The organism is Streptomyces sp. NPDC014801 (assembly GCF_043082085.1).
Lineage (GTDB): Bacteria > Actinomycetota > Actinomycetes > Streptomycetales > Streptomycetaceae > Streptomyces.
In genome coordinates this window covers 63,743-78,101 of record NZ_JBIBXG010000017.1, presented here as the reverse complement: position 1 = coordinate 78,101, position 14,359 = coordinate 63,743, and the positions used below count along the sequence as shown (strand labels likewise).

At 75.1% G+C, this 14,359-nt stretch carries 10 protein-coding genes; 9 read left to right on the top strand and 1 reads right to left on the bottom strand.

What is annotated here, in order from left to right:
* The first annotated feature begins 3 nt into the window (after window positions 1-3).
* The 9 genes from ACF1AL_RS34985 (at window position 4) to ACF1AL_RS34945 (ending at window position 12,998) form a co-directional block, all read left to right on the top strand.
* Complete coding sequence (locus tag ACF1AL_RS34985) at window positions 4-1,896, top strand: glycosyltransferase (protein WP_391777737.1); 1,893 nt, start codon at window positions 4-6, stop codon at window positions 1,894-1,896.
* Window positions 1,893-4,250, top strand: a complete 2,358-nt coding sequence (locus ACF1AL_RS34980; protein ID WP_391777738.1) for a hypothetical protein — start codon at window positions 1,893-1,895, stop codon at window positions 4,248-4,250. The genes ACF1AL_RS34985 and ACF1AL_RS34980 overlap by 4 nt, the downstream gene beginning before the upstream one ends.
* Window positions 4,247-6,265, top strand: coding sequence for a glycosyltransferase (locus tag ACF1AL_RS34975; RefSeq protein ID WP_391777739.1), 2,019 nt, complete (start codon window positions 4,247-4,249; stop codon window positions 6,263-6,265). Before ACF1AL_RS34980 ends, ACF1AL_RS34975 begins: the two co-directional genes overlap by 4 nt.
* Entirely contained in the window at window positions 6,262-7,089 is an 828-nt protein-coding gene (locus ACF1AL_RS34970) for a PIG-L family deacetylase (RefSeq protein WP_391777740.1), read from the top strand. The genes ACF1AL_RS34975 and ACF1AL_RS34970 overlap by 4 nt, the downstream gene beginning before the upstream one ends.
* Window positions 7,086-8,690: an ArnT family glycosyltransferase gene (locus ACF1AL_RS34965; RefSeq protein WP_391828554.1), complete on the top strand. Its 1,605-nt coding sequence runs from the start codon at window positions 7,086-7,088 to the stop codon at window positions 8,688-8,690. The genes ACF1AL_RS34970 and ACF1AL_RS34965 overlap by 4 nt, the downstream gene beginning before the upstream one ends.
* The gene (locus ACF1AL_RS34960; RefSeq protein ID WP_384205080.1) at window positions 8,680-9,780 is read left to right on the top strand and encodes a glycosyltransferase; all 1,101 of its coding nucleotides are present in this window, start codon (window positions 8,680-8,682) and stop codon (window positions 9,778-9,780) included. Before ACF1AL_RS34965 ends, ACF1AL_RS34960 begins: the two co-directional genes overlap by 11 nt.
* Window positions 9,777-11,126 (top strand): hypothetical protein, encoded by a 1,350-nt coding sequence (locus tag ACF1AL_RS34955; protein ID WP_391777742.1) that lies wholly within the window; start codon window positions 9,777-9,779, stop codon window positions 11,124-11,126. Before ACF1AL_RS34960 ends, ACF1AL_RS34955 begins: the two co-directional genes overlap by 4 nt.
* On the top strand, window positions 11,123-12,208 hold the full coding sequence (locus tag ACF1AL_RS34950; protein WP_391777743.1) for a GNAT family N-acetyltransferase: 1,086 nt from the start codon (window positions 11,123-11,125) through the stop codon (window positions 12,206-12,208). Before ACF1AL_RS34955 ends, ACF1AL_RS34950 begins: the two co-directional genes overlap by 4 nt.
* Before the next feature lie 121 nt (window positions 12,209-12,329).
* Entirely contained in the window at window positions 12,330-12,998 is a 669-nt protein-coding gene (locus ACF1AL_RS34945; RefSeq protein ID WP_391777744.1) for an HAD family hydrolase, read from the top strand.
* Between the two features lie 163 nt (window positions 12,999-13,161).
* On the opposite strand, the gene ACF1AL_RS34940 is transcribed toward ACF1AL_RS34945, so the two are convergent.
* Entirely contained in the window at window positions 13,162-14,160 is a 999-nt protein-coding gene (locus tag ACF1AL_RS34940; RefSeq protein ID WP_391777938.1) for a LacI family DNA-binding transcriptional regulator, read from the bottom strand.
* Between the last annotated feature and the right edge of the window lie 199 nt (window positions 14,161-14,359).

Genomic DNA, 14,359 nt, shown 5'->3' with positions numbered 1-14,359 from the left:
GCCATGACTGCTCTCGAGGACCTGGCACGGGCCGACATCCTGTTCCTCAACTGGCGCGACCCCACCCACCCGAAGGCCGGTGGAGCCGAGGCGTACTGCTACGAGATCGCCCGCCGGTTCAGCGCGGCGGGCGCGCACGTCACCGTCTTCACCGCGCGCCACCCCGGCGCCACGCCCTTCACCGAATACGAGGGCATGCGCATCCTGCGCGGCGGCGGCACCTACGGCGTGTACGCCGCGGCGGCCTGGCACATGCTCCGCCACCGTCATGCCTACGACGCCGTCATCGACCTCCAGAACGGCATCCCGTTCTTCTCACCGCTGTTCACCCCGCGCTGGACGGCCGACGTGTGCGTCGTCCACCACGTCCACCAACAGCAGTTCGACCTGCTGATGCCCCGTCCGCTCAACCTCCTCGGCCGGGTGCTGGAGAAGCACGTCAGCCGGCTCGTGTACCGCGGCCGCCCGATGATCGTGGTGTCCCCGTCCACCCTCCAGGGGCTGCGGCGCGAACTGGGCTTCCGCAACCCCGTCCACATCGTGCCCAACGGCAACGCCACCGGCCCGGACCGGTCCGGCCACCGCGAGGCCGCCGAGGAGACCGTGACGGCCGGGCCCACCGGCAGCGGGCCCCGCGAAGCCGCCGAGCGGGCCGCCGACCGGACCCCGAGGATCGCCGTCGTCAGCCGGCTGGTGCCGCAGAAGCGCCTGGACCGCCTGGTGCGGGCCATGCCGGAACTGGCCCGCACGGTGCCGGGCGTCCACCTCGACATCGCCGGCGAGGGCAGCGAACTCACCCACCTGCGCGACCTCGCCCGCAGGCTGGGCGTCGCCGACGCCGTCACCTTCCACGGGCACGTGAGCGACGCCCGCAAACAGCGCCTGCTCGCACGGGCCTGGCTCACCGTCGTCCCCTCGGTCGCCGAGGGCTGGGGCCTGACCGTCATCGAAGCCAACGCCGTCGGCACGCCCGCGCTCGTCCACGACGTGCCCGGACTGCGCGACGCGGTGCTCGACGGCCGCACCGGCTGGCGGCTGCCCCCGGACGCGGACCTCGCCGCCGGCGTCGCCGCCGCTCTGCGCGAACTGCGCGACCCCGCGACACGGGAGCGCACGGCGACACGGTGCCGGGCGTGGGCCGAGACCTTCTCCTGGGACGACAGTGCCCAACGGCTGGCCGCCGTGGTGCTCGAGGAGATCTGGCGCACCCGGCGCCACCGCCGCTCGCGCCGACGCTCCAGCGACCTCGCGGTCATCGGCCGCTTCCGGTCGACGAACGGCAACGAGACCGAGAAGCTCATGCGGCGCGCCCTGCGCCTGACCGACGCCTGGGCCCGCCACGGCGACACCTTCCACGTCCTGCTCAAGGGGTGCGACGAGATGCGCGCGCAGCGCGTCCTGCGCCGCCTCGGCGTGCACCCGACCACGCTCACCCTGGCCAGCCATCGCGACGTCCTGGTGGGCACCGGCGAGGACACCGACCAGGACGACCCGCAGACCGGTGACCCCTCGCCCGGCGAGCCCGACGCCGCACGCCGGCCGGGTGAGCCGCAGACCACGCCCCCGCACGGTGAGGACCACGACACGCCTGCGCGAGGCGAGCCGCAGGCAACGCCTTCGCCAGGTGAGCCGCAGTCCATGCCCGTCCGAGGCGAGCCGCAGGCAACGCCCTCGCGAGGCGGTCCCCACACCGGTGGCCCCCACACGGCACCAGGGGCCGGTGAGCCGCTTGCCACACCCCCGCCCGGTGAGCTCCACCCCGCGCCCCCGCACGCCGCACCCCCGCGCGGCACGCCCCACGCCGCTCCTCCGCCCGGGGCGCCGGCCGCCCCGGCGGCTGCCCACCCCAGCACCGGGGGAGCCACCTCCCGTCAGAGCGGCCAGGCCCCGGCATGACCTCGGTACGTCCCTCCGTCGCCCTCGATCCGGCCCGGCCGGACGACGGGGCCGCGGTGCGCGGGGCCCGCTGGGTCACCGCCGCCTGGCTCGCCGTCGGAGCGCTCAACTACGGCTACGCCCTGGTGCTGACCCGGCTGCTCGACGTCGGCGCCTTCTCGACCTTCGCCGCCGGGCAGGGCCTGCTGCTGTGCGCCGCGACGGTGGCCGCCGTCGCCATCCCGTGGGTGCTGGCCCAAGCCATGGCCCGCGCCACCTCGCCGGAGGCCGCCCGCGAGGCGATCAGGTTCGCCATGGTGGTCGCCGCGGCCGGCGGTGTGGTCGCGGGCGGGATCGTCGCCGCCGTGGCGGCCCAGTTCGCCACCGCGGGCCCGGTCGCCGTCCTCGGCGTCGCCACCTTCCTGGTCTTCCTGACCCGGGTCAGCGCCGGCCGGCTGCAGGGCAGCGAGCGGATGAGGACGCTGTCCTGCGCGCTCACCGGCGAGGCGGCCGTGAAGGTGCTCGTCGGCCTGCTCTTCGTCGCGGCGCTCGGCCTCGGCGCCACCGGAGCCCTGGCCGCGTTCGGCGTCGCGGCGGCGTCGCTGCTGATCTGGTGGCCCGTCCGGGCGATGCGGGGAGGTTCGGGGCGGTGGATCTCCCCGGGGACCCAGCACGATCTGTGGCGCCGGGCCCTGCAACTGGGCACCGTCCAGGGCCTGGTGGCGATGATGGCCACCCTCGACCTCGTCGTGATCACCCTGCTGCCCGCGGGCGGCCCCGCCACGGCCAGCTATCAGGCCGGCGTGATGGTGGGACGGGCCCCGCTGTTCGTGGCGAGCGCCCTCTCGGTGGCGTTCTTCCCGGCCCTGTCCCGGCAGCGCGGAGGGACGCCGCTGGCCGCCAGCGCCGTCCGCATGTACCTCATCGTCGCCCTGCCCCTGACGGCGGTGTGCGCCACCGCTCCCGGCGCCGTCCTGCACGTGGTCTTCCCGCCCGGGTACGAGGCGATGGGCCGGCTGCTGATGTTCACCGCCGTGTCCGGGCTCGCCGTCGGCGGCATCAACCTCGTCTCCACGTTCTTCCAGGCGGTCAACGACCAGTCCTGCGTCCCCCGGCAGGCGATCGGCGTCCTCGTCTTCCTCGGCGCCGTGCTGGTCGGCTGGCGGCTCGGCGGGGTGCAGGGCTTCGCGCTCGGCGGGAGCGTCGGCGCCATGGCCGCCCTGCTGCTGCTCGTGCACCTGCTGATCCGGCGCCAGGGCAGCGGCGCCTTCGCCGAGCCGTCCCTCGTCGAACCCCTCCTCGTCGCCTGTGTGCTCGTGGCCCTGCGCCCCGTGCCCGTGGTCTGGCTGGTCGCCGCGGTGGCCACCAGCGCGCTCGCGGCCGTCCGGTTCCTGCGCCACCGCGCGCACCCGCCCACCGCCCGGGCCTCCGCACGGACGGCGGCGGACGGCCCCGCGCCCGGCGCCGGCGACGACGATGCCGTGGGGCTGCTGCTGGACGCCGTGTGGCACCACGCGCCGCGCCCCGCCGGGGACGAGGAGCTGCACCGCGCTCTCGCCGTCGCGCGCCGCAGCGGGACCGAGGGTCTGCTCGCCCTCGCCTACCCCGGGCAGCTGGCCGAGACCGCCGCCGAGGTGCGGCGCAGGGACGCGGCCTTCCGCGACACGGTGTGCCGGGCCCGGCAGCGGCTGCACGACGCGGGCATCGACAGCGTGCTCATCAAGGCGGACGTGCCCGGCCCCAACCTGGTCGGCGACGCCGACGTCGTGGTTCCCGACGGCCGGTGGGCGGCCGCCGAGCGGGCCCTGTCGGCCTGGTGCGGCGGACCGCGCGACCGCTACTGGCTGGAGCGGAGGTCCAAGGTGTTCCTGCGGCCGCCGAGCGGACCCGAGATCCATCTCCACGCGTGCGTGTCCTGGTTCGGTGTCCCGGTGCTGCCCAACAGCGCTCTGTTCGCCCACGCCGTGCCCGCCGACGGACGGCCCTGGCCCGAACCCCGCCCCGCCGACCGGCTGCGGATCTGGCTCGCCCACGCGCTGTTCCAGAACCTGTCGCTGGACCTGTCGGAACTGCTCGCCATCAGGCCGCTGCTGGACGAACGGGTGACGGAGCAGGCCCGGCGGGAGGCCGTACGGGAAGGCTGGGGCCACGCGTACGAGCGGGCGCTGCGGACGGCCCGGGAAGCCGTCGAGCGGCTCGACCGGGGAGAGCGCGTCCCCCTGCCGGTGCGGCTCACCGTGCCCGTCTCGCTCGGTGTCGCGGTGGAGCACACCCCTCATCTGCTCCGTCAGGGCCGCGTCGGGGCCGCCGCGCGCGAAGCGGCCCTGCGGATCCCCCTGGTCGTCGCCAAACGGCGGAAGAAGGAGGACGCGTGACAGTCCGGCAGCTTTCCGCACCGAGGCCGTCGGGCGGCACCGCAGCCGCCGGCCGGCTCCCGTGGCGGCGGCGCCCCCGGCCCGCGGGCCCGCTCCTGGTGGCGGTCTCCGGCCCCGACGGCACCGGCAAGAGCACCCTGGTCCGGCAGGCCGTGTCGGCGCTGCGCGGGCACGGGTACACGGTCGCGCGGACGTACTGCTACGGCTGTGTCCTGTGCCGCCGCTACCCCGGCCGCCCGAGGTCCCTGCGCAACGCGGGACCCGCGCCCCGCCCCGAGCGCCGGATCGACGCCCTGCACGCGCGCGTGGACGCCGCCGAGACCGCCCTGAGGCTGGCCGTGGCCCGGCTCCTCACCGCGCCGCGCGGACGCCGTCCCGCCGTGATCCTCAGCGACCGCGGCCCGCTGGACAGCCTGGCCAAGTTCGACCCGCCCGTCGAGTCCCGCACCGCCGCCCTCTTCGAACGGCTCGCCCGCGCCTACGACCTGACCCTGCTCCTCGGCGTGGACGGCGACGCCTCCGCCGCCGAGAGCGACCGCGACGCCCCAGCCGCCGCCGCTGCCGAGAGCGACCGCGACGCCCCAGCCGCCGCCGCTGCCGAGAGCGACCGCGACGCCCCAGCCGCCGCCGAGGGAGACCGCGACGCCCCAGCCGCCGCTGCCGAGGGCGACCGGGACGGCGGACGCGACCCGCTCGCCCCGTACCACCGCTGGGCGAGCCGGCACGGCGATGTCGTCCCCTTCCACCGCTGGGACGCCCGCCCGGTGGCCGGCGCGGACCCGGCCCTCCGGCTCATCGCGGCACGGGCCGACGCCCGGCGCGACAGCACCCCCCGCCACACCATCGCCCCGGGCCAGGTCCACGACCGGTCCCCGGGCGCCCCCCGGCGCGGACGCGTCGTCGTGTCGATCTTCGACGACGCGGACAACACGGAGTACCGCGGCGGAGGAGCGGTCGTCATCGAGCAGGTGGCGCGCCGGCTCAGCCGCGACCACGACGTCACCGTCGTGACGGCCGCCCGGCACGGGGGCACACGGACACGGGACGGGGTGCGCTACCGCTTCGTGCCCGTCGGCCGCGCCGGGCCCCGGGCCGGGCAACTGCTCTTCCAGGCGGCGCTGCCCTTCCTCGCACGCCGCGTGCCGCACGACGTGTGGCTGGAGAGCTTCACCCCGCCCTTCTCGACGAGTTTCCTGCCCCTGTTCACCCGCAGGCCCGTCATCGGCATCGACCAGGGCAGGGGCAGCGAGGTCGTCTGGCGGAAATACCATGTGCCGACCTTCCTGGTGGAACGCCTCGGTCTGCGCCTGTACCGGCACCTGGTCGTCGTCAACGAGGCCGACGCCGCCGACCTCCGGCGCGCCGTCCCGAAGGCGGCCGTGCACCTGATCGAGAACGGCGTCGAGGTGCCGGACGCCGCCGGCATCGCGTGCGGCGAAGGCCGGTACATCCTGTACCTGGGCCGGCTGGAGATGCTGACCAAGGGTCTCGATCTGCTGCTCGCGGCCTACGCGAAGGCCGGCGTGGACCTGCCGCTGTACATCGCCGGGCACGGCACCCGGGCCGAGGAGCGCAGGGTCAAGGCGCTGATCGAGCAGACCCCGGGCGACCTGCGCTGGCTCGGCTACGTCACGGGCGAGGACAAACGCCGTCTGCTCGCCGGCAGCGCCTTCATGGTCATGCCCTCGCGGTACGAGGCGTTCGGGCTCGTCGCGCTGGAGAGCATGACCTACGGCAAGCCCGTCCTCCACTTCGCCCTGCCGTGGCTGCGCTGGATGTCGGGCAAGGGAGACGTCGCGGTGCCGCCGTTCGACGTGGACCGGCTCGCGGAGGAGATCCGCCGCCTGGCCACCGACCCGGACCTGCGCCGCACGCTCGGCCGCACCGCCCGGCTGGCCGCCGAGCGCTACACGTGGGAGGCGATGACGGCCCGGTACCTCGCCGTGGTCCGGGAGGTGCTGGCGACGGCACCGGCAGCGAAGGGGACCGCCCGTCCGCAAGGAGTGCCGCCGTGACCGCCGACCCCCTCACCGCAGCCCTCGACCGAGGGGCCCCGCTCGTCGTGCTCTCGCCGCATCTGGACGACGCGGTCCTCTCCTGCGGAGGGCTGATGGCGTACGCCCGGCGGCGCCGCGTCCCGGTCACCGTCGTCAGCGTGTTCACCGAGGGCTCCGGTCCGCCGTACACCCTGTCGGGCCGGCGCTGTCTGCACCTGGCCGGGATGGGTGACGCGCGGGCGCTGTACGCGGCGCGCCGCGCCGAGGACCGGGCGGTACTGTCGGACATGGGCGTCCAGGGACGCCAACTGGGCCTGCCCGAGGGGCTGTTCCGCCGCAAGCCGGGACGCGACGGCCGGGTGAGCCGGCTGCTGCCCGAGCGGGACCACGTCTATCCCACCTACCGCGGGCATCTCGTCGCCGGCCGGATCTCCCCCCACGACCGGGACCTGCTCGACCGCGTCACCCGCGCCGTCACGGCCCTCGCCACCCCGGACGAACCCAACGACCCGGACGACCGGGGCAGCCAGGCACCGCCGCCGTTGCTGCTGGCGCCACTCGCCGTCGGCGGACACGCGGACCACCTGCTGGTCCGGGAGGCCGTGCGGCGCAGCGGGCGGCCCGCCGTCTACTACAGCGACTTCCCCTACAACCAGCGCCAGGACGCCGACCCCGCGTTCGTCCGGCGCCGTGCCCTGTGCGGCCCACTCGTGTGGACCCGGAATCTGCACGACAAGGTGGACTGGATCCTCGGCTACCGCACACAGGCCCGCTCCCTGTTCCCGACCGGGCAGGTCCCGCTCGCCCCCGAGCACTATCTCTACCCCGGAGACCTCCCATGACCGCCGTCGAAACCGATCGCGAGCAGGCCGGAACGCGGGCGCGGCGCCGGGAGGTGCCGGTCGCCGTCCTGGCCGCGGCCGTCTTCCTGCTGTCGGCCGCGTTGCGCATGGTCAACCTGGGCCGCTCCGGCGACCTGTTCGTGGACGAGCTGATCTACCGCCAACTCGGCGTCAGCGCCGGGCAGGGCCAGTTCCCGCGGACCGCCGAGGGCACCTTCTTCCTCCACCCCCCAGGTTTCTTCTTCGTCGAGGCGGGCTGGGGCAAGATCGTCGGCCTCGGCCCGGACCTGGTCACGGGCGTGTACCACGCCCGCCTGCTGAACGCCGCCCTGGGCGCGCTCACCGCGGTCCTGGTGTTCCTCGTCGTCACGCGGGCCGGATCGCGCGCCGCCGGTGTCGTGGCGGCCCTGCTCTTCGCCGTGGACCCCTACATCCTGCGGCAGAACGACCGGGTCATGCTCGACACCCAGACCATGCTGCTGGTGCTGGCCGGCTATCTGCTGCTGCTGACCGTGGCCCGTGAGCCGCTGCCCGGCCGGCCCCGCCTCAGGGCGGCCGGCGCCGGGCTGCTCTTCGGGCTCGCCGTGCTCACCAAGGACCCCGCGGCACTCATCACCGTGCTGCCGCTGCTGCTGGCCGTCGCGCTGGGCTGGGGCCCGCCCAGACGCCTGCTGCTGATCAGCACCGCGGCCACGCTCGTGCCGTACGGGCTGTACATGGTGTTCGTGGCCGGCTTCGGCCACCTGGACGCCTTCTGGTACGCCAAGTCCCACGGCATCAGCCGCCTGTTCGGGACCGCGCAGGAGACCGGGTTCAACGCCCCCGGCGCTCCCTCGCTCGCCGAGCGGCTCGTCGACCAGACGACGACGTACGCCTTCACGTACGCCCTGCTGGCCCTCGGCCCCGTCGCCCTGGTGCTGCTGCTCCGACGCAGCCGCGACCCCGTGATCAGGATGCTGTCGCTGTTCTACGTCTGCGCCGGGCTCACCCTCGCCTTCGCGCTCGCGCAGGGCACGCTGGAGGAGCAGGCGCTGTATCTGCTCATCGTGCCCACGGTGGTGGTGCTGGGCGCCGTGCTCGCCGTCCTGACGCAGCGCTCCCGGCAGCGGCGCGGCACCGGTTCCGCCACGCGGCGGCGGGTCGCCCTGACGGCCGGCGCCGCCTTCCTGACAGCGGTCGTGACCTTCGCCGGCGTGTCGTACGTGACCACGCGCACCGAGCCCGACGACGGATACGCCCGGCTCCGCGTCTACCTGCGCGAGCACGTCCCGCCGGGCAGCGCGATCTCGTCGGTCGACGGCGGCATCTCGTCCTGGGCGCTGCGGGACCACTACCGGCTGGGGACCTGGGTCACGCCGGACAGCAGGCTCTTCGTCCGCGCCAGGTACCTGGTCGTTCCGTGGAAGGTGGTCGAGCAGGGCTACGGGTCGGTCGGCGCCCCCGTCACCCGGCGCCTGGCGGACCAGGGGAAGCTCGTCTTCGCCGTACACGGGCGCACCTACGGTGAACTGGCCCTGTACACCCTGCCCCTGCCCCACCCGGCGCCGGTGGACCGGCATCCGCCGGCCGCCGCCCCGCCGGAGGCCCCACGTGGCCACTGACCGGCGGCCCCGGGTCCTGCTGCTCACCAGCGGGCCGCTGGACGGCCGGCGGGGCGCGGACACCGACCTGGCGATGGCGCTCGTGGAGAGCGTGCACGAGGTGCGCTACTGCTGGTTCCGCAAGTGGCCCCGGCCCGACGAGCGGGTGCGGCACCTGACCGGCCGGCCGGTCCCCCTCGCCTCCCTGGACGGTGTGCCCCACCTGAGCGAACGGCTCCAGGCGGCCACTCACGGCCTGGTCCGGGCCCGCCGGTGCGACCTCGTGCACGCCGTGCTGACCATCGGCGCCGGCTTCCCTCCCTTCTCCCGTCTGTGGCCGTACCTCGCCGGCGACGCGGCTCCCGTCCTGCACACCGTCCCCGGCGTCATGGACCCGGCGCTGCTCGCGCGCACCCGCCCGCTCGGTGTCACGGTGGCCCTGTCCGGGGCCACCGCGACGGCCCTGCGCACCGCGGGCTTCGACCGGGTGCGGGTCGTCCCGCCCGTCGTCCGCACCGCCGACTGGCCCCGGCGCCCCCGCCCGGCCGCCGACCCGCCGACGGTGCTCATCACCGGGCACCACGACCCGCAGGGCGGCATCGCCGACGCCGTCGCCTCCGCCGCGGTGGCCCGCCGCGAGGGCGCCCGCTTCCGGCTGGTGCTGGCGCTGCGCGCACGACCGGGGCAGAACGTGCGGGCGCTGGAGCGGGCCGTGCGCGCGCAAGCCGCCCGCGAGGGCCTGCCCGACACCGAGGTGCTCGGCCACGTCGAGGACATGCCGGCCCGCGTCGCGGCCGCCAGCGTCCTGCTGTACGTACCGCGGTCCCTCGGCGGCAAGGCCGACGTGCCCCTCACCGTCCTGCAGGCGCTGGCCACCGGACGGCCCGTGATCCTCAGCGACCTGCCGCAGTTCGAAAGCCTGCGTAACGTGGTGCTGAGGGCGGCGCCGGGCGACCGCGACCACACCGGCCGGCTGCTGGCCCAGGTGCTCGCGCGGCCCCGGTGGTGGCAGGAGCTGGCGGACCGGGGCCCCGCCGCGGTCGAGGAACGCTTCGGCGAGAAGCGGTTCGCCTCCCGCTACCTGAGCCTGTACGAGGAGCTGATGCGATGAGGGACCGGCACCGGCCCGGCCGGGGCAGGTGGCGCCACGGCGGTCACCGGCCGGCCGTCTTCGCGGCCCTGGTGACCGCGGTCGTCGCCGTGACCCTCTTCGCGGTCTCCCAGCAGGACGGCCGCGCGGCCCCGTCGTACTTCTTCGGCACCCTGCAGACCGGCCCCGGCACCGCCCGCCAGGAGCGCGACAAGGGCATCGGCGTCGCCCACCTGCCCATCTACTGGGACCGCGTCGAACCGGTCCGCGGGCACATCGACACGGGGTACGTCGCCGGCGTGAAGGACGCCCTGCGCACCTTCCAGGACGCCGGGATGAAGGTCGAGGCGGGGCTCGGACTGAACCACCCGCCCGGCTGGGTCCTCGACCGGCACCCGGGCAACAGTTACACCGACCAGAACGGCAGGGAGTACACCGACAGCCCGAACCTCGCCTTCAGCCAGGAACTGCGCAACGAGGCGCAGGGATACCTGCAATGGCTGGATCGGGACATCGGGCTGCGCAACTTCTGGGCGATCCGGATCGGCGTGAACGACACCGGCGAATACGCCTACCCGCCGCCCGGCGACGGCGAGCGGACGGCCTTCTGGGCCTTCGACCGGCACGCCCAGGCGAGCGGCCGGGACCCCGGACGGCCCGCGACCGTCCCCCCGAACCCGTACCCGGACTGGCGGCCGGGGCAGCAGACCTATCGCGGCGAGCCCTTCACCCCGCAGCAGGCCGACCGGTGGTACGCCTGGTACCTCGGCGCGCTCGCCGACACCGTCAACTGGCAGATCCGGCAGTTCGACGCGCTGCACTACCCGGGGATCCTCAAGGTGCTGATCCCCGGCGGCGGACTGCAGCCGCGCGACCTGTCCGCCGCCCTGCGCGTGCGCCTCGCCCCCACCGCCCAGGGCGGCCTCGTCGGCCGCGGCTCGGCGTACTTCCGCACCATCCCGATGATCCTGCACCACGGCAACGTGCAGCTGGTCTCCACCGCGCTCGTCGACGGCTCGGGCACCCCCCGCAACAACGTGTGCCGCCCGCAGGACGCGGCCGTCGACGTGCGCGCCCTCGCCACCGGAAGCGGACCGGCGGACCTGGTCGGCACCTGGTCGTCGGTGCGCTGGGTGGCGCGCATCGCGGCCGAGACGGGCTTCCCCGTCAGCGGCGAGAGCGCCGGCCCGGAGGTGGAGAGCTACTACCCGGGCGTCATGAACGACGCCGCGCGGCAGATGACGACCTGCGGGCTGAAGGGACTGATGTGGGCCTTCGACCGCAACCTCTACGACGGAACCCCGGGCTCCTCGCTCGAGGACTACGCCGCCGTCATCGCGCGGCTGGACAAAGGATCCACCCCATGAGGACGACCGTGCTCCCCCCGGACCTCCTGGGCCCCGCGGACGTCGCCGCATGGCGCACGCTGCAGCAGGCCGACCCCGCGCTGGCCAGCCCCTTCCTGTCACCGGAGTTCGCCCGCGCCGTCGGCCGCCGCCGGCCCGAGGCCCGGGTCGCGGTGCTCTCGGACGGGGCCGGGCCCGTCGGCTACTTCCCCTACGAACGGCACCCGTTCGGCCTGGGCCTGCCGATCGGCACCGGTCTGTGCGACGCCCAGGGACTGGTGCACGCGGCGGGAGTGCACTGGGACCCGCGGGAGCTGCTGCGGGCCTGCGGGCTCCAGGTGTGGCGCTACGACCACCTGGTCCGCGGCCAGACGCCGTTCGACGGGGGAGCGGTGCGCCGGGCGGCCTCCCCGGTCGTCGACCTGACGCGCGGGCCGGACACCTACCGGGCCGAGCTGCGCAGACGGTCGGCCGAGCGGTTCCGGCAGTGGAAGGTGAAGGAGCGACGGCTCGCCCACCGTCTGGGCGAGGTCCGCCTCGTGTACGACGACCCAACCCCCGCGCACCTGGACACGCTGATGCGGTGGAAGTCCGCCCAGTACCGGGCCACGGGGCAACTGGACCTGTTCGCCCGCCCGTCGGTCGCCGCCCTGCTGTGGGACCTCGGCCACGTACGGTCCCCCACCTGCACCGGCACCCTCTCGACGCTGTACGCGGGGGAGCGCCCGGTGGCCCTGCACTTCGGGCTGCGCTCCCGGAGCGTCCTGCAGTACTGGTTCCCCGCCTACGCGCCGGAGGCGGCACGCTTCTCGCCCGGGATCCTGCTGCTGCTGAAACTCGCGCAGGCCGCGGCGGACGACGGGGTCGACCTGCTCGACCTCGGCAAGGGCGGCGAACGCTACAAGCAGGAGCTGAAGACAGGCGATCTGACGCTGACCGAGGGATGGGTGGCGCGGGACACCCTGCCGGCGGCTCTGCTGCGCACCCGGGCCGAGTCGGTGCGCCGGGTCCGGACGGCGGTCTCGGCGCACCCGGGCATGCGCAAAGCCGCCTCCCGCCTCCTCAACGCCCGCTGGACCAGGCGGCTCGCCGCGCCGGCCTGAAGGGATCCGACGGGGCACACCCGACCACGGCTGCCGCGGGCCCGCCCACGGCAGGACCGCCCCCCGACTGCAACCGTCCGCCCCCCGAACGGACCCGTCCGGCCCCTGGCATGATCGGCGGGTGACTGGTGAACCCACGCGGCCGGACCGCGCGCAGTACGTCCTGTTCGACGTCGACGGCACGCTGATCGACGCCGTGCACAACCAGCGCGAGGTCTGGCACACCTGGGCGCGGCAGTACGGGCTGGACCCGCACGAGGTCCACCAAGTGGCCCTGCGAACCCGGCCGATGGAGACGTTCGCCCAGGTCGCGCCGGACCGGGATCCGCACGCGTGCCTGGCCCTGCTGCACGCACTGGAGGACGAGGACGTCCGCTCCGGCGTCTACGAGGCCTTCGACGGTGCCGCGCGGCTGCTGCACGCCCTGCCGCCGGGCTCCTGGGCGCTGGTGACGTCGAACTACGAGCACCGGGTGCGCGGCCGCTTCCTGCGGACCGGACTGCCCGTGCCGGACGTGATCGTCGACGCGGCCGCCGTGGCGGAGGGCAAGCCCTCACCGGTCCCGTATCTGCGGGCCGCCGAACTGCTGGGAGCCGAGCCGGGCGACTGCCTGGTCATCGAGGACGCGCCGTCCGGGGTGCGGTCCGGGCTGCGCGCCGGGATGACGGTGTGGGGGGTGAACACCGCCGTCGCGGTGGACGGCGTGCACCGCCACTTCGCCAGTCTGCGCGAGGCGGCCGCGGACATCCTGGCCTTCGCCTCGGCCCCGCACGGGACGGCCGCGGCCTGAGCCGTCGCGCCTGCGCCGGTGCGGAGCGACAGCTTCGATCACGTCTGGTCAAGCGATCGGGAACGATACCGTGGCGCCCTCTTCCGTGGCGTGCGAGGGAGGCGCCGGGTGCCAGGAGGGCGACCGACGGCCTCGGCGGCCGAGCAGCAGCAGCGCGCCCCGCTCAGCGGGCGCCCCGGCGCGGCGGCGGCGCCGTGCTGTCGCGCACCACGAGCCGGGTCGGCACCAGCGTGGTGCCGCGTTCGGCGCCCTCGCCGCGCACCTTGCGCAGCGCGGCCCGGACGCAGAGCCGCCCCACCTCCGCGAAGTCCTGGTGGACGGTCGTCAGCGGGGGCAGGAAGTGCGCGGCCTCGGGGATGTCGTCGAAACCGACCACGCTGACGTCCTCGGGGACGCGCCGGCCGCTCTCGTGCAGGGCGCGCTGCAGCCCGAGGGCCATCTGGTCGTTGGCCACGAAGACCGCCGTGCACTCCTCCCGCCGCGCGAGTTCGCGTCCCGCCCGGTAGCCGGACTCCGTCGACCAGTCGCCCTGGACCAGCGGCGGCGGGACGCGTCCGGCCTCGGCGAGGACCGCGCGCCAGGCGTCGGTGCGGCGCTGCGCGGCGAAGGAGCCCTCGGGGCCCGCGAGGTGCCAGACGGTGTCGTGCCCGAGGTCCAGCAGGTGCCGGACCGCCGCGCGGGTGCCGCCGGCCTGGTCGGTGTCGACCACCGTGTAGCGGTCGCCGGCGTCGGAGTCGACCACCACCACCTGCACGTGCGGGGGCAGGGTGATCGTCGCCGCGTCGAGGAGGTGGACCTCCATGATGACGATCACGGCGTCGACGGCGAGTTCCTCCAGCCGGGAGAACGCGCCGCGCACCTCGTCCTGGGTGGGCACGGCGACCGGCAGCAGCGTGACCGCGTACCCCTCCTGCGCGGCCGAGGTGGCGATCGCCTCCAGGGTGCGGACGTTGCCGGTGGTGGCGAGGGTGAACGTGATGACGCCGATGGTGCGGAACTCGCCGCGCTTGAGCGCGCGGGCCGCGCTGTTGGGGCGGTAGCCGAGTTCCTTCATCGCGGCGAGCACCGCGCGGCGGGTCTCCTCGTTCACCCCGGCGTAGCCGTTGGACACCCGGGAGACCGTCTGGGAGGAGACGCCGGCGAGCCGGGCGACGTCCGCCATGGAGGCGGTGCGCGGGCCGCGGCGGGAGCGTCCGCGGCCGCCGGCCGTGCTCGTGCCCTCGGTGCCGCCGGAGGCCGCGGCGGCACCGGAGCCGTGCGTGTCGGACGAACGTGTCGTAGCCATGTCCACTGGCCGTCAGCCGCCTTCCGTCGTGGTTCGAGTGACGGTTCACCGTGGCGGACCACTCGACCGCCACTGA

Excerpts from the sequence above, each read along its gene's own strand:
- ACF1AL_RS34985 (WP_391777737.1), top strand. The coding sequence starts at position 4 with ATGACTGCTCTCGAGGACCTGGCACGGGCCGACATCCTGTTCCTCAAC.
- ACF1AL_RS34955 (WP_391777742.1), top strand. The coding sequence starts at position 9,777 with ATGAGGGACCGGCACCGGCCCGGCCGGGGCAGGTGGCGCCACGGCGGT.
- ACF1AL_RS34940 (WP_391777938.1), bottom strand. The coding sequence starts at position 14,160 with ATGGCGGACGTCGCCCGGCTCGCCGGCGTCTCCTCCCAGACGGTCTCC.
- ACF1AL_RS34965 (WP_391828554.1), top strand. The coding sequence starts at position 7,086 with ATGACCGCCGTCGAAACCGATCGCGAGCAGGCCGGAACGCGGGCGCGG.
- ACF1AL_RS34980 (WP_391777738.1), top strand. The coding sequence starts at position 1,893 with ATGACCTCGGTACGTCCCTCCGTCGCCCTCGATCCGGCCCGGCCGGAC.
- ACF1AL_RS34950 (WP_391777743.1), top strand. The coding sequence starts at position 11,123 with ATGAGGACGACCGTGCTCCCCCCGGACCTCCTGGGCCCCGCGGACGTC.